The sequence below is a fragment of the Acidobacteriota bacterium genome (genome assembly GCA_029861955.1).
Classification (GTDB): domain Bacteria; phylum Acidobacteriota; class Polarisedimenticolia; order Polarisedimenticolales; family Polarisedimenticolaceae; genus JAOTYK01.
The window spans coordinates 1-23,736 of sequence record JAOTYK010000043.1; the positions used below are offsets into that span (position 1 = coordinate 1).

Here is a 23,736-nt window from a genome sequence, read left to right on the forward strand (position 1 = left end):
GTGCAGCGTCTCGGCGACCGAACCGAGACCCTTCTTCAGGAACTTGGCCAATGAGATCGATCCTGCACATCATCACCGGACTCGGACCGGGGGGTGCCGAGGGCATGCTGGCCCGACTGATCACGCACCCCGAGGCACAAGCCGGGCTGAGGCATCACGTCATGGCGCTGGGTCCGCGGGGTCCGGTCGCCGATCTCCTGGAATCGCACGGAGTCCCGGTGACCGCGATCGGGTACGGCAGCCACCGCGGCGCGCTCTCGAGTTTGACTCGATTGGTCCAGCAGACCCGTCGATTGGCACCGGACCTGGTCCAGGGCTGGATGTATCACGGCAACCTTGCGGCAAGTGTCGCCGGGACGCTGGCGTCCACCCGGTCGCCCGTCGTCTGGAACGTCCGTCAGTCCCTGGAGATTCAGCGCGAGAAGCCTGCGACCGCCCGTGTCATCCGAACCTGTCAACGGTATCCCTGGCCGCCGCGGGTGGTCGTCTATAACTCGCATACCGCCGCCGGCCAGCACGCCGAGTTCGGGTTCCCGCTCATGGACGTCGTGATTGCCAACGGGTTTGATGTCGAGAGGTTTTCCCCCGGGCGCAGCGATCGGTCGAAAGTCGCTTCCCGTCACGGACTCGATCCGTCCCGGCCCTGGATCGGCTACGTCGCTCGATTTCACCCGCTGAAGGATCATCGAACCTTCCTCCGTGCCGCACGACGACTGCTCGATCAAGGGGTCGCGGCCCAGTTCATCCTGGCCGGAGAGGGGACCGACCCCGGAAACGAACTTCTCGGCCGCTGGATCCGCGAATTCGAACTGCAGCGCGAAGTGCGTGGCCTCGGATCGATCTCGGACATCGCTCGACTCACCGCGTCTCTGGATGTGGGGACCTCGGCTTCCGCCAGCGAAGCGTTTCCCAACGCCATCGGTGAGTCGATGGCCGCCGGTGTCGCACCCGTGGCCACCGATGTAGGCGACGTCGCCGAGCTGGTGGGCGATTGCGGGTGGATCGTGCCGGCGGGTGACGCGGAAGCCCTGTCCGACAGATGGGGCGGCGTCCTGGCCCTGACACCGGAGGAACGCAAACGGGAGGGGCTCCGCGCGCGGGAACGGATCTGCCGTCGGTTCGAACTCGCCGTCGTCGTTCGTCGCTACCGACGGTTGTGGGCAGACCTGATGAGCGGGGGACTGAGATACGAAGTCGGATAACCCGTGCTTGACCCGGGCTCTCTAAAGATCCTTAATCGACCGGGCAACGTGTAGCTGGAGCGTCTCATGTGTGGGCTGGCCGGAATTATCGGCGGTGAATTTACGACGGATGACTGGCAGGGTCATCTCGGCCGCATGGCGGAGCGGATCCGTCATCGTGGTCCCGACGCTTCAGGGTCGTGGTTCGATGAAGCCGCCGGTGCGGGGCTGACCCACAGACGACTATCGATCCTGGATCTCAGCAACGAGGGTGCCCAGCCGATGCGATCCGCAGGCGGGCGGTTCGTGATCGCCTACAACGGCGAGATCTACAACTTCATCGAGCTGCGGGGCGAGCTGGCGGCCGAGGGTGCGCAGTTCCGTGGGCACTCGGACACCGAGGTCCTGCTGTGCGCCATCGAGCGCTGGGGACTCGAACGGACGCTTCCCCGATTGAACGGCATGTTCGCGTTCGCCGTCTGGGACACCGTGGATCGCCGGATGCATCTCGTCCGTGATCGTGTCGGGATCAAGCCGTTGTATTACGGCTCCATCGACGGCGTCGTGGTCTTCGGCTCGGAACTCAAGGCGATTCGGAGCTACCCGGGGTTCGGTGGGGAACTGGACGCCGGGGCCATCGCCTGGTTCGTCAGTGTCAACTACGTCCCCGCACCCCACTCGATCTATCGGGGGATCCGGAAGCTCGAACCGGGTCACTGGTTGACCATCGATGGGTCAAGTGCAGGTCACCCGACGGTTGGGTCGCCCAGGGCTTACTGGTCGATGAAGGACGTCGCCGCCGCCGGGCAGGGTGCCGTCTTCCAGGGAAGCTACGACGACGCGGTCGACGCCCTCGATCATCAGCTTCGCGACGCGGTCCGTGCCCGGATGGTCGCCGACGTTCCATTGGGCGCGTTTCTCTCCGGCGGCATCGACTCGTCCACCGTTGTCGCGATGATGCAAGCCCAGAGTGCGGTCCCGGTTCAGACGTTCTCCATCGGTTATGACGAGGAGGAGTACGATGAGGCGCCGTTTGCGAAGGCGATCGCCGACCATCTCGGGACCCAACATACGGAACTGACGGTCTCGTCGTCGGACGCGCTTGCGGTGATTCCGCGGTTGCCGCAGATGTTCGACGAACCGTTCTCCGATTCGTCCCAGATTCCGACCTACCTGGTCTCCGAGCTTGCCCGACGTCACGTGACGGTTTCGCTCTCCGGCGACGGCGGGGATGAGCTGTTTGCCGGCTACCGTCGTTATGCGATGGCGATGGAGATCTGGGGTCGCATCGGCTGGATTCCACGCTGGGCACGGAACGGAGTCGCCGGTCTACTTCGGGGCAGTCCCAAGGGGCTGCTCGATCGCACCGGGTTCTGGTTGGCACCGCTCTGGAAGAAGCACGGTACGGCGGGGACTCCCGGGGACAAGCTGAAGAAGATGGCGGAGATCCTCGCGTTTCCATCCATCGAGATCCTCTATCGCGACCTGATGACCCACTGGAAGCAACCGGCGGAGCTGGTGCTGGAGGCCGACGGTCTTCCGGACGACGGACATCCGTGGCGCCGGCCACCGAAGTTCGGTCACCCCGTCGAGCGGATGAGCTATATCGACAGCGTCTCCTACCTACCGGATGACGTGTTGGCCAAGGTCGACCGGGCGAGCATGGCCGTCAGCCTGGAGGCCAGGGTGCCGCTCCTCGATCATCGGGTGGTCGAGCTGGCCTGGACCCTGCCGATGGAGTTCAAGGTCCGTCAGGGGGCCACGAAGGCGGTGCTGCGATCCGTCCTCGATCGTTACGTCCCGCGGGAGATGGTGGATCGTCCGAAGATGGGGTTCGGCGTTCCGATCGACCACTGGCTCCGAGGGCCCTTGCGAGAGTGGGGCGAGTCGTTGCTCTCTCCCAGTCGTCTGCGTGACGACGGCATCTTCGACCCGGCCCCGATCCGCACCAAGTGGGAAGAGCATTGTTCGGGTGCTCGGGACTGGCACTACTACCTCTGGGACGTGCTGATGTTCCAGGCGTGGCGCGAGAACTGCAACTAGTTTGTCGCATCTCCCGACTGGACCCCGTGGGCCCACGACATAAGATTTGGCTTCGAGTTCTGCAGGAGACGAGAGCGGCATGATGGATGGGTGGCTACAGGACGAGACCGTTCGTCGATGGGGAACCTACGTTCTCACGTTCGGCATCGCGACGGCCGTCTCGCTGTTGATGACCCCGAGGATCCGGGAGGCAGCGATCCGTTTCGGGATCGTCGATCACCCGGATGGAAAGCTGAAGACCCATCGCGAGCCCGTCGCCTATCTGGGTGGGCTGGCCATCAGCCTCTCGTGCTTCGTCGCGCTGGCCATCACCGTTCCGTTCAACCACCAGGTTCTGGGTATCCTGCTGGCCGGAGCGATCGTCGTCGTCCTGGGGATGCTGGACGATCTGGGTGGGTTGGGGCCGTGGGCGAAACTGGCCGGCCAGCTGGTGGCCGTCACGGTGTTGATCAAGGCCGGTCTCTTCATCCAGTTGACCTTCGTGCCCGTGCCGCTGGCGATTGCTCTGACCGTGTGGTGGTTGCTGGCGGTGACCAACGCGTTCAACCTGATCGACATCATGGACGGGCTCTCCGCCGGCACCGCCGCGACCGCCGCGATCGTGCTGGGAATCGTCGCCGAGATGAATCAGGGCATCGCGGCGGCAACGATTCTTGCCGCAATTGCCGGCGCGTGTATCGGTTTTCTCCGTTACAATTTCCAGCCGGCCAAGATCTACATGGGCGACACCGGCAGCATGTTTCTTGGTATTTCGTTGGGAGCACTGGCGATGGACAATGCGTACACGGCGCGCAACGACATCGCCGCAATCGCTCCGGCACTCATCCTCGGTGTGCCGTTGTTCGATATGGTGTTCGTGATGTACGTTCGCTGGCGTCGCGGGCTTCCGGTGATGATCGGAAGCCCGGACCATGTGGCGCTTCGGCTTCGGAAATGGAAGCTCAGCACGCGTCAGACCGTCGTGGCGTCGTATGTCGTTACGGCGATTCTTGGAGCGGCCGCGATCGCCATCACGCTCCTGCCTCAGCAGGGGGCCCTCTGGGTGCTGGGCGGGCTGGCGATCATCGGCCTGGTCGTCGCGATCTGGCTGAAGACCATCGATATGAACCTATGAGGAATCCATGATCCTGATCGTTGGAGGCGGACTCGCCGGGATGTCGACGGCCTATCACCTCGGTGAAACCGAGCACCTTGTCCTCGAGGGTGCTCACGACGCCGGCGGGCTTTGCCGGAGTCGCGATATCGACGGATTCATCTTCGACTATACGGGGCACCTGCTCCACATGAAGGACCCACGGATCATGGCCTGGGTCGAGGAGATGTTGCCCGACACCTTTGCCGTGATCGAGCGCGACGCCCGAATCCGTTCGCGGGGTGCGACCTTGCCGTTTCCGTTCCAGGGTAATCTCCACGGGCTTCCGAAGGAGACCGTGGCGGACTGTCTGGTGGGATTCGTCGAGAGCCTGTCGGTCCCGCTTCCTGACGACCCGCAGGTGTCGTTTGAAGATTGGTCGCTTGCGGTCTTCGGGCGAGGGATCAGCGATGCATTCATGTTGCCGTACAACTGCAAGCTGTTCTGTCGCGCCCCGGCCGAGATGACCGCCGATTGGGTTTCGTGGGCGGTCCCGAAGCCGACGCTCGAAGAGTTGATTCGCGGTGCCATCGGTCTGCAGAATCGAGGGATGGGTTACAACTCGAAGTTCCGCTACCCACATACCGGCGGGATTGATGTGCTCCCCAAGGCGGTGGCCTCTCGCGTCAAGAACATCCGTTTCGACTCTCAGGTCACCGATGTCGACCTCTCGGAGCGCAGCGTCGGTCTGACCAACGGCGAACGCATAGGTTGGGACAAGCTGGTGGTCACCTGCCCGCTACCCCATTTCCTGAACATGGCCCACGGCGGCCCACAGGACTATTCAAAAGATGCGGCCCGTCTCGACTGGTCGGTGGTTGCCTGTCTGAATCTGGGAATCGATCGATCGGGTCTGGCCGACGGGGCACACTGGCTCTACTTTCCCGATGAGGATGCGCCGTTTTACCGTGTCGGCTTCCCGTCCAACTTCTCCGACGGCGTGGCACCCGCCGGAACGTCGTCCATGTATATCGAGTTCGGTCTCAGGCGGGATCAGGAGTTCGACGAGGTCGCGATGGGCCGTGAAGCACTGGCCTGTCTGCGACGGGAGGGGATCCTCACCGAGGACGACCGAGTGCTCGTCGAAGATTGGGTCCGCGTCGATCCGGGTTACACGATCTTTGATCGCGATCGTCAGGATGTGATGCAACGGGTGATGCCGGAGCTTGAGCAGCAGGACATTCACTGCATCGGAAGATACGGGGCGTGGACCTACTCGTACATGGAGCGGGCGCTTCTCGACGGACTCGAACTGGCGGAGAAAATCGGTTGACGGAGGCGGGCGATGGGTGAGAACACACTTGCCATCGAGATTCGTGGGTTGACCAAGGCGTTTCGGGGTCACCTGGGGATCGGGCGAACGACGGTGGTGAAGGGGCTGGACCTGGAGGTCCGGCGAGGAGAGGTGTTCGGGCTGTTGGGTCCCAACGGCGCGGGCAAGACGACAAGCATCAAGATGATGTTGGGTCTTCTCCGGCCGGACTCCGGCAGCGTCAAACTGTTCGGGCGTTCGCCCCGGGATCCTCAGGCTCGGGCGATGATCGGGTTCTTACCCGAGAATCCCTATTTCTACGACTATCTGACGGCCAGCGAGTTCCTCGATTTTTATGGCCGTCTTCAGGGCCTTGCAGGCGCGAACCGACGGCGCCGCGTCAACGAGACGCTCCGTCGCGTGGGACTTGCGGGTCACGAGAACGTGGCACTTCGAAAGTTCTCGAAGGGAATGATCCAGCGCGTCGGGCTGGCGCAGGCGATCCAACACAGTCCGGAGCTGGTGGTGCTCGACGAGCCGATGTCCGGACTGGACCCGGTGGGTCGACGTGAGGTGCGCGATCTGATCCTCAACCTTCGGGATGGCGGCACCACGGTTTGTTTCTCGAGCCATATCCTTCAAGACGCGGAGATGATCTGTGACCGCGTCGCCATTCTCAAGCAAGGGACACGCATCGCAGCCGGTTCGCTGAACGAGTTGATCGAGCCGACCGTGCGTTGGTTCGAGGTGTCGGTTCGCGGTGTCCAGGCGGACTTGCTACAGGCCGAAGTGGTCAGCGAGTCGGCGGACGCACTTCTCGTTCGCGTGACGGATGCCGAGCATCTCGCCCGATTGATTGAAGCCGTGAAGGTGCACGGAGGCGACGTCGTTTCCGTCTGGCCGCGGAAGGATAGCCTTGAGGACTTCTTCCTCCGCCAGGTGCGCGAAGTGAGGGACGTATCATGAGCGGAGGCCTGGAATCGACCCGCCGCTTGCCAAGAATCGATGCGGCGATTCGTGCGATCGCTCTCAACACGTTCAGGGAGGCGATTCGTGATCGCGTGCTTTACCTCTTGCTGGTCTTCGCGCTTATCTTGATCGTCGTCTCTCAGCTGCTCTCGCTGCTGACCGTCGGTGACGAGGAGAAGATCATCGCGGATATGGGATTGTCCGCGATCTCGATCTTCGGCGTGCTGACCGCGGTGTTCATCGGTGTCTCGCTGGTGTTCAAGGAGATCGAGCGCCGAACGGTCTACACGCTTCTCGCCAACCCCGTCCGACGATGGCAGTTCCTCCTGGGGAAGTTCGTCGGCCTGATGGCGGTCTTGCTGATGAACGTGGTTCTGATGTCGATCGCGTTGTCCATCGTTCTCGTCTTGCGTGGCCAGCCACCGTGGGACCTTGTTCCCGCGCTCTTCCTGATCACTATCGAACTCGCGGTGGTCACTTCGTTCGCGCTTCTCTTCTCGACGTTGACCAATCCGATCCTCGCCGCGGTCTGGACCTTCGCATCCTACGTTGCGGGCCATCTGGCGTGGAGCCTGCCGCTTCTTCGTGACAAGGTCACCGGCACGATCGGTAAGTGGGTCTGCGATGCCGTCTATGCGGTGATGCCGCATCTCCATCGATTGGATATCAAGGCCGATGCGGTTCATGGGTTGCCGCTCCCCGACGGGTACGTCTGGATGGCCGCGCTCTACGGTGTGTCTTACGCCGCCGTGATTCTCTTGCTGGCATCGGTGGCCTTCGAGAGGAAGGACTTCAACCGGTGAGTCGCGGTTCGACGACGATGGTCCTGTTGGTGGCCGTCGCGCTGGCGCTCTCGGCCGTCTCCGGCACCCGTCTCGAACGGCTGGCCGGGGTGCGTGTCGAGAGTCAGGAGCTGCTCTACCTGCCCAACGGCGACTACCTGAAGGCGGCCAGTCTCGGCCAGGCGCCGTTCCTGGCGGATGTCATCTATCTCTGGGCCATTCAGTTCTATGCCTCCTACGAACGGGAGGATCGGTTTCGATACGTGGAGCACATATTCGGAAGCGTGATCGTCACGCTCGATCCGCACTACATCGATGCCTACTGGATGGGCGCGATGATTCTCAGCGTCGAGGCCCACGATATCGACGGGGCACTGCGGCTACTCGACCGCGGGATGGAGCGAAACCCGGATAACTGGATGCTGCCGTGGATCGCTGCCTGGGAGTCTTACCATTCCGGTCGCCTGGAAGACGCCGTGCATTACTTCGATGTGGCGGCGAATATCCCGGGAGCCCCGGACAGTGTTCGGCGAATGAAGGCCGGGCTGCTTGGAAAGACCGGCGACACCCGAAAGGCGCTGGAGCTGTGGCTCGAGATCTACAACGATGACGAAACGGACGACCGCTCGCGGGGAATCGCGGAGCGACAGGTTCGACGGCTCAAACATCGTGCCGACATCGAGGATCTGTCACGCATCATCGCCGACTTCGTGGCTCGCACAGGCCGTCGTCCCACATCGATCGAGGAGCTTGTCGAGGCCGGCGATCTATACTCGTTGCCGTTGGACTTCGATGGCCAACCGTATCTCTACGACCCGTTGACCGGCGTCGCAAACGTCGCTGACGGCAGCCTGTTCAGGGATTGATCTGTTGACACTCTTCGAACCCCTCACCTCGATCTATCTCACCGCTATCGGACTCGTCGTCGGTAGCTTTCTGAACGTCTGCATCTATCGGCTGCCACTGGGTGAGAGTGTGGTTCATCCACCGTCTCGTTGTCCGTCCTGTGAGAAGCGATTGCGCTGGTATCAGAACGTGCCGGTCCTGGCGTGGCTGGTCCTTCGTGGTCGGTGTGGGTTCTGCCGGTCGCCGATATCGTGGCGCTACCCATCGATCGAACTCGCGTCGGGTGCAATCGTGCTCGGATCGTGGCTCTGGTTCGGTCCGACACCGGAGTTCTTCGTGTCGGTCCCGTTCGCATGGGCGATGCTCGTTCTGTTCTTTACCGACTACGACCACAAGTTGTTGCCGGATGTCGTGACGTTGGGTGGGTTCGCGTTGGGCATGGCGCTGGCTTGGTGGAATCCGTTCCTCGGCGCCGACGAGGGCTGGCCACGGATCTGGGCGGCGGTCTACGGCGCCGGCTTCGGTTCGGGTGTGTTGTGGGGCGTCGGCGCACTCTACTCGCGACTGCGCGGTGTCGAGGCGATGGGGATGGGGGATGTGAAGATGATGGCACTCGTCGGTGCGTTCACCGGTGTGACCGGCGTGATCTTCACCATCTTCGCCGGCTCGGTGGTGGGTGCGGTGGTCGGGCTTTCGCTGGTGCCCCTCAGAGGCCGATCGATGCAGGACACCCTGCCGTTCGGCTGCTTCCTGGCACCCGCCGGACTGGCCGCGTTGCTGTGGGCTCAGCCCATCGCCGCCGCCTACATGCAGTTGCTACGACCCCCGATGTAGCGCCATGGGTCCCTTTCTTGGGAACCGACTGATAACATGCTTCGCTGCGCGTACGTTTAGAGACGGGATGACTATGTGTGGGCGAAACGAAAGAGCCATCTGTTCCTCCGGTGTCACACTGCCGGAGCTACTTGTGGTCGTGGCCATCATCTCGTTGGCGGTCATGGTCTCGATCCCGCTCGTCAGCGACGTGGTGCGCGAGGCACGACTGAAGGGCGCGGTCGGAGAGTTCGCCGCGGTCTTGCGGGCGGCGCGCTGGACCGCTGTCAACTCCCAGGCAACGACGTCGGTCACGGTTACGCAACACCCGAACAGCTCCTTCGAGTGGACGAATCTCCGTGGTGTCGTACACGATACGGCGATGCCGGATACCGTCTGCGTGGAGTCGGTCGTCGACGGTGCCAACCAGCCGATCACGGCGATTCGCTTTCACGCCAACGGGGGAACCGACGGCGCGACGGCGGTCACCGTGGTCCTGGAAGACCCCAGGAACGGATCGTGTACCGTAAACCTTGTGGAGCCGAATGGATGGATCGTTCGAACCAATCTACTTGGGTTCACGAAGGTCACCCGAGTCGAATGATGCGGCGTAACGCAGCCGGAGATGCCGGATTTAGCCTCGTCGAGGTCATCTTCGCGCTTGCGATCCTGGGCGTCGTGATGATCTCCATCTCCGGCATGTTTACGCTGGCGACAAGAGAACTCAATCGAGGACGCGGCCAGACCGCCGCCGTGACGGTCGCACGAGATGTCATCGAGGAGATGACCGGTTGGAGCTATCGGGACCTGTGGCGCGCATTCGGCCGCGACGGCAGCGCCACGCAGTACGTCATCGATTCCAGGGTCGATCCACAGAGCGCCAACTGGCAGGCCTTGCTGGACGAGGCCCTGGGTGGCAGCGACGGCTGGATCGAGATCACGGTGGCCTCGGTGACCGAGACCGGTAGTCCTCCCGCCCTCAGAGACTCAACCTCCGTTCGCGTCGTCGTCACGGTCCAGTGGCAGCAGGGGCTGCAGACCCGCAGCGTCCAGATCGCGACGGTGCGCACATGAGTTGTCGTCGCACCAACGCATCGCAGTCGGGGCTGACGCTGATCGAGTTGCTCGTCGCCGTGACGGTTCTGGCTCTGGCCATGGGGGTCGCTCTGGTGCTCTACCGCGATGCCCAGGCGTCCTACAAGGTAGGAGATAACCTCGCAGAGCAGCAGCAAGTCGTCCGCGTGGCCAGCGACCGACTGACCGCGGCACTTCGGATGGCGGGCTACAACACCAATCCCGACGGCAACCGCTCGCGACCCGACGAACAGATCGAGGTCGCCCACGAGTCGGCGGTCTTCGTTCGGGCCGACTTCGATTCGGCGGATCTTGTCGCCGCGGTCACCCCGGAGGAGACCCTGGACGACGGCGCCTACCCGACAGTCACCACCGGCAACGACGAGATCATCGGCTACGTCCTCGCAAAGGAAGACGGCAGTAGTACGGAGACCGTCACCCTGTGGGCCGACGTGGGAGAGGCCAATCGTGACGGCGACGTCGAGCGTGTGGATATCGACGGCGTCGAGCTGGTACAGGACGAGCCACCGTACACGCTCTACAAGGTCTGGTTGAACAACGACCCTTCCCAGTTCGGCGGCGGTGGTTTCGTGCTACGTGCCCCGTTGGCGGACAATGTTCGTTCCTTGCAATTTCGGTACTTCGACGCCAACGGCACGGAGATCGCTCCACCCGGAGGAGGGGATTCCGAGAGCGATCGCGAGGACCGGGCCGCCATCCGTCGCATCACCGTCGATGTGGAAGGGCAGACTCGCGACCCCCTCGAACTCGAGGGGCGGATCGACAAGGACGACACGGATCCCGACAGTCGCCGTTTCCTGAAGTTTCGGTTGAGCGGAGATGTCAGCCCGAGGAATCTCGGCAAGACCGGCATCCCGAATCTGGAGGCGGACGTCTCGCCGCCATCGACGCCGACGCCCCCACAGCTGTATCCCGGGCATTGCGGCGGCCTCTACGCCAAGTGGTCCCCCAACCCGGCGGTGGACGAGGTCAGCTACTACAAGCTGCTCTACGGCCTCGATCCTGCGGCCTTGCTGGAACAGCGATCGGTGGCGGGCACCGGGGCCTACATCGACGGTCTCGTGGATGGAACGACCTACTACGTCGCCTTAACCGCCGTCGACGCGGCGGGGAATCAGAGCGGCCCCTCGACGGCACCCTCGCAGGTCACCCAGAACTTTCTCCCAGGCAACACGCCGGTGGCCCCGCTGAACCTCACGGCGACCAATGGCCTGACCAGCCTGAACGGCCGGGTCGATCTGAGCTGGGACGCGGTCTTCGACAACCTCGGCGCGCTGCTCGACGATCCCCAGGCACCGATGTTGAGGGACCATGCCGGTTACCGGCTCTACCGGGGAGTCGCCTCCGGTGTCGTGACAACCCTGGTGGCGGATGAGGCGCAGATCCCGGCCTACCCGATGCCGGCCTTCAGCGACGACTCGGCGGTCAATTGCCGAGATTACTGGTACGAGGTCCGTGGTGTCGATCATTGCGGCGCCGAGGGAGAGGCGTCGTTGGAGGTGTTCGGCGAGGCCGAATCCAACATCAAACCGCAGGTTCCGGGGAGCGTCGGCGCCTACTTCAACGTCGGTACCCGCGGGATTCGGTTCGAGTGGCAGCATGTCCTCGAGGACATCAACAACGATCCGATTCACATCGACAGCTACATTGTCGGCCGGGCCTACCTGGATGCCAGCGACCTGCCCGCCGGCAACGAGGGGCAGTTTGTGCCCCTGCCGACGCAGTTCCGTGTCAACGAATATATCGACCTCAGTGTGGTCCCTCGCGGGCAGAAGGCGTGGTACCGGGTCAAGGCCGTGGACGCCTGTAGCCCCGCCAATGAATCGGACTACTCTGCGGCCGTAACGCCGGCGTGTAGTTTTGCGGGCCGCGTGCAGATCAACAACCCGGACTATTTCGCTCGGGTGACCGACCGCACGCGCATACAGTTCGAGGTGACCGGTCCTGCCGCCTCCTACCTCCCCAAACGAATCCAGTTCCTCCATGTCGGGTCGGGAACGGTCGGTCGTCCTGACGAGACGTTCAGCGGAGCTTTGCCCGGTAGCTCGTTCGAGTACCTGTGGCAGGTGACGACGGAGCCCCGTGGGCTGTATCGGCTTCTGATCGAGGTCGCCCAGGAGAGCGACCCCGCGTGTGTCGCTTCGGCGTCGGTGCTGGTCTGGCTCCGGCCTGGCGGGAGTTGATCGGTGACGTTGCGACCCGCGGAGATGACGGGGCAGCGTGGCTCCGCCATGGTGATCGCGATCCTGGTGACGGCGATCCTGCTTCTGCTGGGCATGTCGTTCCTGCTTCTGGGCCAGACCGAGGGAGCGATCGCCAGCAACCAACTCCACCACGAGCAGGCGCTCTACGTCTGCGAGGCGGTCGCCCGATCGGCCAAGCGTTGGTTCGATGCGCCGTCAACCGCCCTGAACGTTCCGCAGGTCGGCGATGTACGTCGCGATGCCCGGCGCTACGTCGACGAGACCGACCCCTACATCAACCCACCGATCGCCGCGGACGGGAATCTGGCTTCCCGGCCGTACTACAAACAGGCCGACGATGCGTTGTTCGAGCGCCCGCTGCAGGGCGAGTCGGTCGATCGTTTCGTCGGGACCGCCGCCTACCCGGACATCCGGATCGACCGGGCAGACGGTGGGACCACCGCGGCCGGTTTCCTCGACGCACTGATCGAGGATCTGCTGCCGGGCTATCCGGGCCGCAACCTGGAAGCTCGCGTGGAGCGGGTCGATATTTACGCGCCGCCCTACATCGATACCGGCGGTGGGTCGTGGACACGATTCGGGACCGCCACCGTCAATGTCTTTGCCGGCATTCACAACGGGACGGACTACGTCGCCCGTCGCAACGTCGAGTTCGTGGTCAGCGAGCTACCCTATGAGTTGGCGTATGCACCGCTGCACTCCTGCGGCGACATCGTGTTCACCGGCGACCTATCGGTCTACTGGGGACCGATGACCTCGGTCGGGGACATGACGTTGTCGTCCGATGTGCTGGGACTCCCCGCCAGCATTCCCCGGGGGGTGCCGGTAAGCCCGCGACTCGACCGCCTCTGGGACACGGTGGATGCCACCGCGATCACCGACTTCAAGGCGGCGCGGGACGGGCATACCATCCCGCACCCCGGTGGCCCCTGGTTTCGGGCGATCGCCGGCGGAGACCTGGTCGGCCACGCGCCGGGCCAGCAGCCGTATCCGGCAGCCAGCCCGCCGGCGGCGGGCAGCGATCACTCGAATCTGTTCCAGCAACTGCCGCTGGCGACCTGTCCCAACTTTGAGTACCCACTCTGGAAGTCCGTGGCGACTTCGGGGGACCGCAACGCCCACTACTACCGATGGGTCACCGGAGATCAGTTCCGCGAGAACGGACTGGGCCCGTTGCAGACCTTCCGGCAGATCACCGATGGCCAACAGGGCTTCTACTTCTTCGACACGCAGGACGGACGCCCGGCCCGGGATGACGACGGCGATCGGGTGTTCGACAACCTGACGCCTGCGATTACGATCTCGGGGGGGACCTGGAATTTCCGCGGCTTGCTCTATGTCAACGTCGAGTCGTTTCAGCTCACCGGTCTCACCGGTGCGGCGACGACCATGCAAGCCCCCGCCGAGCCGTTCCAGGATCTGGATGGCGACGGGACGTTCGACCCCGGCGAGCCGTGGATCAATCTCGACTACTCCGGCAATCTGGTCAACCAGGACCGCTACGACCTGGCGAATGCTTTCGGGGGTGGCGTGATCCGCAACGAGAGGGGACCGCTCATCAACACGGCCCACTCGTCGTTTCACGGGATCTTCTTCACGAACGGGTCGTATGAGGCACTGGGAGTTGCGGTCAACTACGGATCGGTCATCACCTGGGAGGGGGTGACCCAGTCCATCGCCGACGGCAGCCAGCCCACGCCGGACTTCTACTGGGACGCGTCCCTCGAGGCGAACTGGCCGCCGGAATCCTGGGATCTGCCCCTGACCGCCATTACATCGTGGAAAACCAGCTCTTTTTGACCGTTCTGGTGACATTCGCTCCGCTGCGCCATACACTTGAAAGAGTCCATCATCGGTCGGAGGTCCCCGTGAAACGCCATCTCAATCGCCCGCTAGTCGTCCTACTCTCCATCGTCCTTGCCGTCACCCTGACCCCGTTCGCGGCCGAGGGGGAGAAGGCCAAGTCCCAGGAGAAGACAAAGAAGGGCTCCGACATCGCTCGGGCCACCGGCGGCAAGAAGGTCGACAAGAAGAAAGCAGATGACGCGCCCATCGTCTTCACCAATGCCGACCTGAAATCCACTCCGAAGAAAGCCGCGACCGACGATCCGTCGTCGGAGACCGCAACGCCGACGACGCCGACGACGCCGCCGCCGACGACGCCGACGACGAAACAACCGGCAGCACCGGGTCTCCCGGATCCGCTTGCGGCGATGAAGGCGAAGAAAGCCGCCGACGCTGAGCGCCAGCAACAGATCGCCGCGGCGGAGGAGGCCGTGGTTGCCGCCGAGCAGAAGATCACCGGTCTGGAGAAGCGTCTCCTGGCCACCCGCAACCCCTACCTCCCGCGACCGGACGCCCCGGACGGGGATGAGACCTGGAATGCGGCCGACGGGCAGGAGCGGGTGCGTCGGACCCAGAAGTCTCTCGAGGACGCCCGGACCGAACTGGTCGAGGCCCGCAAGGCCCTCGCAGAATCCCGCTCGAAGTAGCGGGACCTAGCGGCTGGCCTTGATGGCCGTGTGGGACGCGACGATCCCGCCGGTCATTGGCGACCAGTCACAGGTCGGGAACCCCGCATCTCGGATCCGATCGGCCAGGGTCTCGGGATCGTCGAAGGCGGCGATCGTTCGTGCCAGGTAGCCGTAGGGCCCTCGTGCACCGTGGACCCCGTCACCCAGCCTCGGCAGGATCCGTTTCAGGTAGAACCGATAGAGCGGTGCCAGCGGTGCTCGGGTCGGTCGACTGAACTCCAGGACGATCAGCCGCCCGCCGGGCCGCAGGACCCGATGGATCTCCCCGAGGCCGGCGTCCAGGTCGACGAAGTTCCGGACCCCGAAGCCGACGGTCACGGCGTCGAAGGTCCCGTCGGGAAACGGCAGGTTCAGGCCATCGGCCTCGAGGACCAGACAGCTCCCGTCCACCCCCCGCTGCCGGAACTTGACGTTGGCCCTGGCGAGCATCTCGTGGGAGAAGTCACAACAGATCACCGTCTCGGCTCGGCCGGACCCCTCGGCGGCGATACTGAGGTCCCCGGTACCCCCGCAGAGGTCCAGGATCACCCCCTGGCCGAGCTCCGGTAGCTCCCTGGCGGCCGCCCGTCGCCAGCGGCGGTCCAGGTTCAGGCTGAGCAGGTGATTGAGCAGGTCGTAGCGCCCGGCAATTCCATCGAACATCGAACGGACCCGGCTGGGCTCTTTTTCGGGATCTCTGACCACGTTTTCCCCAATGGCGGACCGCGATTCGGGTATATCTATAGCAGTCGGGCACGAGGTCGGCTGCACCAATGGGGTCGCCTTGACAAGGTTTTTCCCCGGTGATAAAAGTCCGCATTCATTTCCAGGGGATTTTCTGCGCGCAGGTCGACCGTCGGGCACCACGGCCCAGGCTCGACCGGCAACGGGTGAGGCTTCGATGAAGACGTATGTTCCGACAAGAGACTCGATCCAACGCGACTGGTGGATCGTGGACGCCGATGGTCTGACATTGGGTCGGTTGGCAACGCAGATCGCCACCCGGTTGCGTGGAAAACACAAGGTCACGTTCACCCCGCATCTCGACGTGGGAGACCACGTGATTGTCGTCAACGCCAAGAAGGTCCACCTGACCGGCAACAAGTGGGCCGACAAGAAGTATCGACGTCATAGCGGCTACCCCGGCGGTCTCAAGGAGATCACCGCGGAGAAGCTTCGTGATCGGCACCCGGAGAGACTCATCGAGTTTGCCGTTCGCGGCATGTTGCCCAACGGCCCCCTGGGTCGGCAGATGGCTCGGAAATTGAAAGTGTACGGCGGCGACAAACACCCGCATGACGCGCAACAACCCAAGGCCTGGACCATCGCGGTCGCAAGCGCCTCACGATAGAGAGACATCAACGACGTGAGCGACACATCGATTCAGCATTACGGTACGGGCCGCCGCAAGTCTTCGACCGCGCGAGTCTACCTCCGGCCGGGCAAAGGCGAGATCACCGTCAATCGTCGCACCTTCGACGACTACTTCCCCAACGACATGCTCAAGCAGATCATCCGTCAGCCTCTCGCCATCACCGAGACCGGCGACAAGTTCGATATTCACGTCAGGGTCCACGGGGGTGGCTATACCGGTCAAGCCGGCGCCCTTCGTCTCGGGATCGCCCGAGCCCTGTGTGAGCACAATCCGGAACTCCGCGCCGCACTGAAGAAAGCCGGATTCCTGACTCGAGATTCCCGCAAGGTCGAGCGTAAGAAGTACGGTCAACCGGGCGCTCGTAAGCGATTCCAATTCTCGAAACGATAGTCGTGTATCCACGTTCCGCGCAGGTTCGCCAGGGAGGCATTGTTGGTATCCGTCACGGTTAAAGAATTACTGGAAGCCGGCGTTCATTTCGGCCACCAGACCCGTCGTTGGAATCCGAAGATGAAGCGTTACATCTTCGGCTCCCGCAATGGCATCTACATCATTAACTTGCAGAAGACCGCACAGCTCCTGCGCGACGCACTTTCGTTCGCGTCGGAAATCGCCTCCCGCGGTGGCAGTGTTCTGTTCGTGGGGACCAAGCGCCAGGCCCAGGAAGTCGTCGTCGAGGAATCGACACGCAGCGGGCAGTACTACATCGACCAACGTTGGCTGGGTGGAACCCTCACGAATTTCGCCACGATTCGCAAAAGCATCAATCGACTCAAAGAGCTCGAGGAGATGGACGAGGAAGAGTCCGCCAAGCTCACCAAGAAAGAGCGCTCTCGTCTGGACAAGGAACGCGGAAAGTTGGAGAAGAGTCTCTCGGGCATCAAGACGATGGGCAAGCTTCCGCAGGCGATGTTCGTGGTCGATCCCCACAAAGAGAAGATCGCGGTCGCCGAAGCTCGCAAGCTGGGCATCCCGGTAATCGCTATCGTCGATACCAACTGCGATCCCGATCCGATCGATTTCCCGATCCCGGGCAACGATGATGCCATTCGTGCCATCAAGTTGTTCGCCGGGAGCTTTGCCGATGCGATCATCGAGGGTCGTGCCGCATGGGAGGCACGCAAGCCCTCTCGCGAGTCCGACGATCAGAAGCACGCCGCCGCGCAGCCGCGCAGCGTGGCCGATCGTGTCCGAGCCCGCGAAGCGCGGCGACTCAAGGTCCGGAAGCAAGCGCAGGTTGTGGAGCCGCAGAAGGTTCCCGCGGTTGCGGAGAAGGCCGGCAGCAACGACTAAGCAAGATCCGCGTTTGACGAGTACGATCGATACGAACGAAACGAGAACAGGCCCCGACGCGGACCACGGCTGCGCCGGGGCTTTTTAATGCAGACCCGTTCCATACTGAAGGGAATCGAGCGATGACGATCACAGCCGCCACCGTCAAGGAACTCCGCGAGAAGACCGGCGTGGGCATGATGAAATGCAAGAAGGCACTTGAAGAGGCAGGGGGCGATGTCACGGCCGCCGAGACGATCCTCCGAAAGCAAGGCGCCGCGTCGGCCGAGAAGAAGGCCGGTCGCGTGGCGGGCGAGGGTCTCATCAGCTCCTACATCCACACCGGCGGAAAGATCGGTGTCCTTCTGGAAGTCAACTGCGAGACGGACTTCGCGGCGCGCTCCGAGGGGTTTGTCTCCTTCGTCAAGGGAATCGCGATGCATGTGGCGGCCGCCAATCCGCGCTACCTGGACCGCGAGTCCGTCGACAAGGACGTGCTGGACCGCGAGCGGGAGATCGCTTCGGATCAGGCTCGCCAGTCCGGCAAACCGGATAACGTCGTCGAGAAGATCGTTCAGGGTAAGATTGAGAAGTTCTACAAGGAGAACTGTCTCATGGAGCAGCCCTACGTCCGCGATCCCGACCAGACCGTGACGCAACTCGTCACCGAGGCAGTGGGTCGGATCGGCGAGAACATCAAGGTCCGACGTTACAGTCGGTTCGTGCTCGGCGACGAAGGCTAGCCACGTGAGCGAAGACGGCACGCTACGCTACAAACGAGTGCTGCTGAAGCTCTCGGGTGAAGCGTTGATGGGGGGCGGAACCTCCGGTATCTCGCAGGAGGTGCTCGGCGCGCTTTCCGACGAGATCGCCGTCTGTCACAAGCTTGGAGTCGAACTGGCTCTGGTCGTTGGTGGCGGCAACATCTTCCGGGGTGCCGCGGCCGAGGGGATGGATCGTGTCAGCGCCGACCACATGGGAATGCTGGCGACACTGATCAATGCGTTGGCCCTACAGGATGCTCTCGAGCGGCGAAACATCACAACCCGCGTACTCTCCGCCCTCGAGATCCGTCAGGTGGCCGAACCCTTCTTGCGCCGTCGCGCGCTGCGACACCTGGAGAAGGGTCGCGTGGTCATCCTGGCAGCGGGCACCGGCAATCCGTACTTCACCACCGACAGCGCCGCGGCGTTGCGGGCGATGGAGGTCAAGGCCGAGGTGCTGCTGAAGGCCACCAAGGTCGATGGCATCTACACCGCGGACCCGATGGTGGAGCCCGACGCAAAACTTCTCAAGAAGGTCGGCTATCTCGAGGTGCTCGAGCGTGGCCTGAGGGTGATGGACACGACGGCCATTTCACTCTGCATGGACAACAAACTACCGATCGTCGTCTTCAACATCCGACAGCCCTCCAACCTGCGTCGTATCCTGGCAGGCGAGGACGTCGGCTCCGTTGTGGGAGAATGATTCCATGACCCCGGAAGAACTGTTAGTCGATACCGATTCCCGTATGGACGCCACCCTCGAGGATGCCCGCAGCAAGCTCGGCGCCATCCGTACCGGTCGCGCCTCGCTTTCCCTCTTCGATGGCCTGAGCGTCGAATACTACGGAACGCCGACACCGCTGAATCAGGTCGCGAAGCTGTCGATCCCCGAGCCCTCGATGATCGTCGCGCAGCCGTTTGACCCGACGTTGATTCCGCTGATCGAGAAGGCGATCCTGACGTCGGACCTCGGATTGAACCCGACCAACGACGGCAAGATGATGCGAATCCCGATTCCTCCGCTAACCGAGGAGCGACGCAAACAGCTGGTGAAGAAGGTCCGCTCGATGGGCGAAGATGCCAAGCAGGCGATCCGACAGATCCGCCGCGACGGCAACGAAGAGATCAAGAAGATGGAGAAGGCCAAGCAGATCTCCGAGGACGACGCCCGTCGTCATCTCCAGGAGATTCAGCAGAAGACCGACGATCACACCAAGGCGATCGACGATCTGAATGCGGCCAAGGAAAAGGACCTGATGGAGATCTGATGCGACGCGGGCGCAGCGAGACCATCGTCGCCATCGTCGTTGCCGCAGGGCGCGGATCCCGATTCGGTGGCACGCTTCCCAAACAGTTTGAGACATTAGGCGCGGGCATGTCCGTCCTGCAGGTCGCCGTCCGTGCGATGCAGGCTTGTGCCGATGTCGACGGGATCGTCGTGGTCCTCTCGGAGGACGAGATCCGATCGGATACGGGACGGGCCGTTGCCGGTTGGCCCGGGGTTCAGGCCGTCGTCGCCGGCGGCGCGACACGACCGGAGTCGGTGCGGGCCGGACTGGAGGCGGCGACCGATGCCGACTATGTCCTCGTCCATGACGCCGCCCGACCGCTGGTCACTCCCGAACTGATGACGCGGCTGGTCGAGGGCGTTCGAGACCATGGGGCCGTCGTTCCTGGTGTCGCGGTCCCCGATACGGTCAAACGCGTGGAGGGCGAGGTCGTCCGGGATACGGTGGATCGAAGTGGGCTGAGGCTCGCGCAGACCCCTCAGGCGGCACGTCGCCAGTGGCTGCAGGACGCGTTCGATCGTCTGGGCGATGCCGTCCTGGAACAGACCGACGAGGCCGGAATTCTGGAGCAGGCCGGCCATGAGGTGCACTGGGTCCAGGGAGAACGACGGAACGCCAAGATTACGACTCGGGAAGATCTCGATCAGGCACAGGCGTGGTTCGCCGAGGACGCCGACGGAGCGGAGATGGATCTCAGGATAGGCACGGGGTTCGATATCCACCGTTATGGCCAGGCGGGAACCCACAGGCAGTTGGTCCTTGGCGGTGTCGTCTTTCCGGGCGAGACGCCTCTCGACGGGCACTCCGATGCGGATGTCATTCTTCACGCGGCGATGGATGCGATGCTTGGAGCGCTCTGTCTCGGCGATATCGGCCACCATTTCCCACCGGACGACGAACGATTCCGGAATGCCGACAGCGCGGAGTTGGCCGCACACGTTTCCCGCTTGATTCGCGAGGCCGGTTTCGAGCCCGTCAACCTGGACATCACGTTCCTCGGGCAACGTCCGAAGATCTCGCCCCATGCCGACGCCATGCGGAAGCGGATCGGCGAGGCCTTCGGGATGCCCAGCGACCGGGTCGGGCTGAAGGCCACAACTCTGGAGGGCCTGGGCGCCCTGGGGCGTGGCGAAGGGCTGGCCTGTCAGGCCGTCGCCCTCGTTCGGGCGTCGTCGTGAGTCACGGCCCACGCGTCCGTTTTGCGCCATCTCCCACCGGGTCGCTTCACCTGGGCAACGCTCGGACCGCGCTCTTCAACTGGCTGGAAGCCCGCCGGCGCGGGGGGACGATGGTCCTCCGGATCGAGGATACGGATACCGATCGGCACCAGGCGACGTCCGAGGCGACGATCTTCGAGGATCTACGTTGGCTGGGGCTGGATTGGGATGAGGGCCCCGACGTCGGCGGGGATCACGGCCCCTACCGACAGAGCGAACGCAGCGAACTCTATCGGGAGGCCGGTCAGCGGTTGCTTCGGGCCGGACGGGCCTACCGCTGTTTCTGTCCTTCGGACGGCGTGACTCCGTACCCTGGGACCTGTCGGGGGTTGGATCCCGAGGAGGCGACGACGCGAGCCGGCGGCGGAGAGCCCCACGCGATCCGGTTTGCCGTCGTGGACCCGCAGTCGCCCGCCGACATGGTCCGGTTCGAGGATGGGCTACGGGGGACCATCGAGTTCCCCACTGCGGAGCTGGGTGACACGGTCATCGTTCGTCAGGACGGTCGCCCGACCTACAATTTTGCGGTCGTGGTCGACGATGCCGCCATGGCCATCGACGAGGTCATCCGTGGCGACGACCATCTCTCCAATACGCCAAGACAGGTTCTCCTGTTCGATGCCCTCGGTAGCCCGCGACCTCGTTTTGTCCATCTCCCGATGGTGCGTGGGCAGGACGGCAGTCGCCTGAGCAAGCGTCATGGCGCCGTCTCGGTCGGCGACTACCGGGAACGAGGCTACCCGGCCGGCGGTGTGGTCAATGCTCTGGCGCTCCTGGGGTGGGGCCCTCAGGACGATGAGGCGATTCTCTCCGTTGACGAACTCCGCGAGCGTTTCAGTCTCTCGCGGGTCGGCCGCTCTCCCGCAGCCTTCGACCCTGAGAAATTCGATTGGGTCTGCGCGCAACAGATCGTCCGCCAGGACGACGGCAGTCTGGGGGACGAGATCGGTCAACGACTCCACCGGGCCGGCCTGCTGGAGAGCGCCACGTTGGATCCCGACTGGCAGATGCTGCTGGTGGCCCTCGTCCGACCGGGCCTCAGTCGTTACACCGAGATTCCGGAGCGGCTCCAGATGCTCTTCGACGTCGGTGCCGGCGGTGAGACGGCGGTTGACGGCCCCCTGGCCAGCGCGGAAGGTCGGTCGGTGGCCGGCGCGCTGATCGAGGCGCTGGAACAGGCGTCACCGGTGGATGGCCCCGGCTGGAAGCAGGTCGTCGCCACGGTCAAGGAGCGGAGTGGGCAGAAGGGGAAAGCGCTCTTCCAGCCGATCCGTCTGGCGTTGACGGGACGCCAGCACGGACCGGACCTCGATCGGCTGGTCCCGGCGATCGTCGTCGGACATCGGCTGAATCCCCAACGGGTTCCATCGGCGGTGGCTCGAATCCGCGGCCAACTGGAGCAACTCGGTGAGCGATAAGGGTGGCGAATCGGGCGAGCCGACGTGGGTCTACGGGAACCGTCCGGTCCAGGAGTTGATGGAGCGACGGCCGCGTTCGATCCAGCGACTCCTGGTGGCCGTCGAGCAGGAGTCCCGTTTCGGCCGACTCCTTCGTGCCGCCCGTCAGGCCGGCATCCCGACCCAGCGGGTGCCACGCCGTGTCCTGACCCAGCAGTTGGGCCATGGGATCCGTCATCAGGGTGTGCTGGCCGAGATCGCCCCACGGGTCTACGCCGATGCAGAGACCCTCTGTCTCGAGGCCCTCGAGGCGACCGACGCCCCGTTGCTGTTGGCGGTCGACCGGGTCCAGGATCCCGGTAACCTGGGGTCGATCCTGCGTTCCGCCATCGGGGCCGGCGTTTCGGGCGTCCTCCTGAGCAGCGAGGGGACCGTGGGGTTGACGCCGGCGGTGGCCAAGGCCTCGGCGGGGGCCGTGGAGGGCCTGGTCGTGGCCCGTGAACCGAGGTTGGCCCGACGAATTGGCTGGTTGAGGGAAAAAGGGTTCGAGACCGTGGTCCTGGACCCTCGCGGCGACGTCGAATGGGATCGGGTCGACCTGACCGGTCCGACGTTGATCCTGGCGGGTGGCGAGCGGCGGGGGGTTCGGCCTTCGCTGGCGGATGCCTGCAATTCTCGGGCCCGAATCTCCATGGCGGGAAATTTTGATTCTCTCAATGTCGCAATTTCGACAGGTGTGCTACTTTTCGAGGCGGTTCGTCAGAGGAAATCCCGCCGTCGGGGGTCTTGAAAGCTCCATAGCTCACTGTTAACATCTGCCGTTTGTGTCGAGGCTGGCGTAGCTCAGTTGGTAGAGCGGCGGTTTTGTAAACCGCGGGTCGGGGGTTCAAATCCCTTCGCCAGCTCCAAAGGGAGCTGGCTCGTCGGGGAGAAGGACAGAAGAAATAGAGTGACGGCGATCAGCGGGGTCCGACCGTGAAGGTCGATTTGTCTGGCCCATTACGGAGGGGTGCCCGAGTGGTTAAAGGGAGCAGACTGTAAATCTGCCGGCCTTAGGCCTACGAAGGTTCAAATCCTTCTCCCTCCACCAGTCGTCGCGTCGGTATTGAAGTTTGAAACGAATTGTTTGGTTGGTCGGTCGAGGGTCTTTAGTCCATCAAGAAGCGTTGGCGATTCAAGGGACGCCGTGAAGGAGTGCGCGGGAATAGCTCAGTTGGTAGAGCATCAGCCTTCCAAGCTGAGGGTCGCGAGTTCGAATCTCGTTTCCCGCTCCAATCACGATGACGGACGAGGCGAAGACGAAAGGATGTTGGAGTTGACACGGGTCGTCTCTAGAGAGCGAGTGCGGCCCGACGGTGACAGTTGTTTGAACCGTTGTGCCCATGTAGCTCAGTCGGTAGAGCACTTCCTTGGTAAGGAAGAGGTCACCGGTTCGAATCCGGTCATGGGCTCCATTACGAGTGTTGGTTAGCAGACAAGGCGAACGAAGGAGTAGCGATGGCCAAGGAAAAATTTGATCGTTCAAAGCCCCACGTTAACGTGGGAACGATCGGTCACGTGGACCACGGAAAGACGACGTTGACGGCTGCGAT

24 protein-coding genes and 4 tRNA genes are annotated in these 23,736 nt (G+C 63.4%); 27 read left to right on the forward strand and 1 reads right to left on the reverse strand.

All coding sequences use genetic code 11. The features are described from left to right. Positions 1-50 precede the first annotated feature (50 nt). From OES25_15390 to OES25_15450, 13 genes are all read left to right on the forward strand, one after another. Positions 51-1,202 (forward strand): glycosyltransferase, encoded by a 1,152-nt coding sequence (locus OES25_15390; protein ID MDH3629028.1) that lies wholly within the window; start codon positions 51-53, stop codon positions 1,200-1,202. Positions 1,203-1,268: 66 nt separating this feature from the next. Then, on the forward strand, positions 1,269-3,224 hold the full coding sequence (asnB, locus tag OES25_15395; protein ID MDH3629029.1) for an asparagine synthase (glutamine-hydrolyzing): 1,956 nt from the start codon (positions 1,269-1,271) through the stop codon (positions 3,222-3,224). A gap of 79 nt (positions 3,225-3,303) precedes the next feature. Continuing rightward, entirely contained in the window at positions 3,304-4,338 is a 1,035-nt protein-coding gene (locus OES25_15400) for an undecaprenyl/decaprenyl-phosphate alpha-N-acetylglucosaminyl 1-phosphate transferase (protein ID MDH3629030.1), read from the forward strand. A gap of 7 nt (positions 4,339-4,345) precedes the next feature. Next, the gene (locus OES25_15405) at positions 4,346-5,629 is read left to right on the forward strand and encodes an FAD-dependent oxidoreductase (GenBank protein MDH3629031.1); all 1,284 of its coding nucleotides are present in this window, start codon (positions 4,346-4,348) and stop codon (positions 5,627-5,629) included. A gap of 12 nt (positions 5,630-5,641) precedes the next feature. Beyond that, entirely contained in the window at positions 5,642-6,574 is a 933-nt protein-coding gene (locus OES25_15410) for an ABC transporter ATP-binding protein (protein MDH3629032.1), read from the forward strand. After that, positions 6,571-7,380 carry an ABC transporter permease gene (locus OES25_15415; protein ID MDH3629033.1) on the forward strand — a complete coding sequence of 270 codons (810 nt, stop codon included), beginning with the start codon at positions 6,571-6,573 and terminating at the stop codon, positions 7,378-7,380. The genes OES25_15410 and OES25_15415 overlap by 4 nt, the downstream gene beginning before the upstream one ends. Beyond that, a complete protein-coding gene (locus OES25_15420; GenBank protein ID MDH3629034.1) occupies positions 7,377-8,225 on the forward strand; it encodes a tetratricopeptide repeat protein in 849 nt (282 codons plus the stop codon). The genes OES25_15415 and OES25_15420 overlap by 4 nt, the downstream gene beginning before the upstream one ends. 4 nt (positions 8,226-8,229) lie before the next feature. Next, the gene (locus tag OES25_15425; protein MDH3629035.1) at positions 8,230-9,039 is read left to right on the forward strand and encodes a prepilin peptidase; all 810 of its coding nucleotides are present in this window, start codon (positions 8,230-8,232) and stop codon (positions 9,037-9,039) included. 67 nt (positions 9,040-9,106) lie between these two features. Further along, on the forward strand, positions 9,107-9,622 hold the full coding sequence (locus OES25_15430; protein MDH3629036.1) for a prepilin-type N-terminal cleavage/methylation domain-containing protein: 516 nt from the start codon (positions 9,107-9,109) through the stop codon (positions 9,620-9,622). Continuing rightward, on the forward strand, positions 9,619-10,092 hold the full coding sequence (locus tag OES25_15435; protein MDH3629037.1) for a prepilin-type N-terminal cleavage/methylation domain-containing protein: 474 nt from the start codon (positions 9,619-9,621) through the stop codon (positions 10,090-10,092). Before OES25_15430 ends, OES25_15435 begins: the two co-directional genes overlap by 4 nt. Next, positions 10,089-12,296, forward strand: coding sequence for a prepilin-type N-terminal cleavage/methylation domain-containing protein (locus OES25_15440; GenBank protein MDH3629038.1), 2,208 nt, complete (start codon positions 10,089-10,091; stop codon positions 12,294-12,296). The genes OES25_15435 and OES25_15440 overlap by 4 nt, the downstream gene beginning before the upstream one ends. A 3-nt stretch (positions 12,297-12,299) precedes the next feature. Continuing rightward, complete coding sequence (locus OES25_15445; GenBank protein ID MDH3629039.1) at positions 12,300-14,117, forward strand: hypothetical protein; 1,818 nt, start codon at positions 12,300-12,302, stop codon at positions 14,115-14,117. Positions 14,118-14,185: 68 nt separating this feature from the next. Next, positions 14,186-14,809, forward strand: coding sequence for a hypothetical protein (locus tag OES25_15450; GenBank protein ID MDH3629040.1), 624 nt, complete (start codon positions 14,186-14,188; stop codon positions 14,807-14,809). A 6-nt stretch (positions 14,810-14,815) separates the two neighbouring features. Here OES25_15450 and OES25_15455 read toward each other — a convergent pair whose 3' ends face one another. Next, on the reverse strand, positions 14,816-15,535 hold the full coding sequence (locus OES25_15455; GenBank protein MDH3629041.1) for a ubiquinone/menaquinone biosynthesis methyltransferase: 720 nt from the start codon (positions 15,533-15,535) through the stop codon (positions 14,816-14,818). Between the two features lie 196 nt (positions 15,536-15,731). Between OES25_15455 and rplM the strand changes: the two genes are divergently transcribed. The 14 genes from rplM to OES25_15525 form a co-directional block, all read left to right on the forward strand. Further along, positions 15,732-16,181 (forward strand): 50S ribosomal protein L13, encoded by a 450-nt coding sequence (gene rplM / locus OES25_15460; GenBank protein MDH3629042.1) that lies wholly within the window; start codon positions 15,732-15,734, stop codon positions 16,179-16,181. A gap of 15 nt (positions 16,182-16,196) precedes the next feature. Then, positions 16,197-16,595 carry a 30S ribosomal protein S9 gene (gene rpsI / locus OES25_15465; GenBank protein ID MDH3629043.1) on the forward strand — a complete coding sequence of 133 codons (399 nt, stop codon included), beginning with the start codon at positions 16,197-16,199 and terminating at the stop codon, positions 16,593-16,595. A gap of 42 nt (positions 16,596-16,637) precedes the next feature. After that, positions 16,638-17,498 (forward strand): 30S ribosomal protein S2, encoded by an 861-nt coding sequence (rpsB, locus tag OES25_15470; GenBank protein ID MDH3629044.1) that lies wholly within the window; start codon positions 16,638-16,640, stop codon positions 17,496-17,498. 122 nt (positions 17,499-17,620) lie between these two features. After that, entirely contained in the window at positions 17,621-18,220 is a 600-nt protein-coding gene (gene tsf, locus OES25_15475; protein ID MDH3629045.1) for a translation elongation factor Ts, read from the forward strand. 4 nt (positions 18,221-18,224) lie between these two features. Then, complete coding sequence (pyrH, locus tag OES25_15480) at positions 18,225-18,944, forward strand: UMP kinase (GenBank protein MDH3629046.1); 720 nt, start codon at positions 18,225-18,227, stop codon at positions 18,942-18,944. 4 nt (positions 18,945-18,948) lie between these two features. After that, the gene (frr, locus tag OES25_15485) at positions 18,949-19,509 is read left to right on the forward strand and encodes a ribosome recycling factor (GenBank protein ID MDH3629047.1); all 561 of its coding nucleotides are present in this window, start codon (positions 18,949-18,951) and stop codon (positions 19,507-19,509) included. Next, on the forward strand, positions 19,509-20,708 hold the full coding sequence (gene ispD / locus OES25_15490; GenBank protein MDH3629048.1) for a 2-C-methyl-D-erythritol 4-phosphate cytidylyltransferase: 1,200 nt from the start codon (positions 19,509-19,511) through the stop codon (positions 20,706-20,708). The genes frr and ispD overlap by 1 nt, the downstream gene beginning before the upstream one ends. Continuing rightward, entirely contained in the window at positions 20,705-22,165 is a 1,461-nt protein-coding gene (gltX, locus tag OES25_15495) for a glutamate--tRNA ligase (protein MDH3629049.1), read from the forward strand. Before ispD ends, gltX begins: the two co-directional genes overlap by 4 nt. After that, positions 22,155-22,934, forward strand: coding sequence for an RNA methyltransferase (locus OES25_15500; protein MDH3629050.1), 780 nt, complete (start codon positions 22,155-22,157; stop codon positions 22,932-22,934). Before gltX ends, OES25_15500 begins: the two co-directional genes overlap by 11 nt. 42 nt (positions 22,935-22,976) lie before the next feature. Next, a tRNA-Thr gene (locus OES25_15505) sits at positions 22,977-23,052 on the forward strand. A 95-nt stretch (positions 23,053-23,147) separates the two neighbouring features. After that, a tRNA-Tyr gene (locus OES25_15510) sits at positions 23,148-23,234 on the forward strand. Between the two features lie 108 nt (positions 23,235-23,342). Continuing rightward, positions 23,343-23,418, forward strand: a tRNA-Gly gene (locus OES25_15515). Positions 23,419-23,522: 104 nt separating this feature from the next. Beyond that, positions 23,523-23,598, forward strand: a tRNA-Thr gene (locus OES25_15520). A 43-nt stretch (positions 23,599-23,641) separates the two neighbouring features. After that, on the forward strand, positions 23,642-23,736 hold a 95-nt coding region (locus OES25_15525; protein ID MDH3629051.1), incomplete at its 3' end, for a GTP-binding protein.

What these genes read in the sequence shown, in the direction of transcription:
- OES25_15390 (MDH3629028.1), top strand. Translation starts at nt 51, where the DNA reads ATGAGATCGATCCTGCACATCATCACCGGACTCGGACCGGGGGGTGCC.
- asnB (MDH3629029.1), top strand. Translation starts at nt 1,269, where the DNA reads ATGTGTGGGCTGGCCGGAATTATCGGCGGTGAATTTACGACGGATGAC.
- OES25_15400 (MDH3629030.1), top strand. Translation starts at nt 3,304, where the DNA reads ATGATGGATGGGTGGCTACAGGACGAGACCGTTCGTCGATGGGGAACC.
- OES25_15405 (MDH3629031.1), top strand. Translation starts at nt 4,346, where the DNA reads ATGATCCTGATCGTTGGAGGCGGACTCGCCGGGATGTCGACGGCCTAT.
- OES25_15410 (MDH3629032.1), top strand. Translation starts at nt 5,642, where the DNA reads ATGGGTGAGAACACACTTGCCATCGAGATTCGTGGGTTGACCAAGGCG.
- OES25_15415 (MDH3629033.1), top strand. Translation starts at nt 6,571, where the DNA reads ATGAGCGGAGGCCTGGAATCGACCCGCCGCTTGCCAAGAATCGATGCG.
- OES25_15430 (MDH3629036.1), top strand. Translation starts at nt 9,107, where the DNA reads ATGACTATGTGTGGGCGAAACGAAAGAGCCATCTGTTCCTCCGGTGTC.
- OES25_15435 (MDH3629037.1), top strand. Translation starts at nt 9,619, where the DNA reads ATGATGCGGCGTAACGCAGCCGGAGATGCCGGATTTAGCCTCGTCGAG.
- OES25_15440 (MDH3629038.1), top strand. Translation starts at nt 10,089, where the DNA reads ATGAGTTGTCGTCGCACCAACGCATCGCAGTCGGGGCTGACGCTGATC.
- rplM (MDH3629042.1), top strand. Translation starts at nt 15,732, where the DNA reads ATGAAGACGTATGTTCCGACAAGAGACTCGATCCAACGCGACTGGTGG.
- tsf (MDH3629045.1), top strand. Translation starts at nt 17,621, where the DNA reads ATGACGATCACAGCCGCCACCGTCAAGGAACTCCGCGAGAAGACCGGC.
- frr (MDH3629047.1), top strand. Translation starts at nt 18,949, where the DNA reads ATGACCCCGGAAGAACTGTTAGTCGATACCGATTCCCGTATGGACGCC.
- ispD (MDH3629048.1), top strand. Translation starts at nt 19,509, where the DNA reads ATGCGACGCGGGCGCAGCGAGACCATCGTCGCCATCGTCGTTGCCGCA.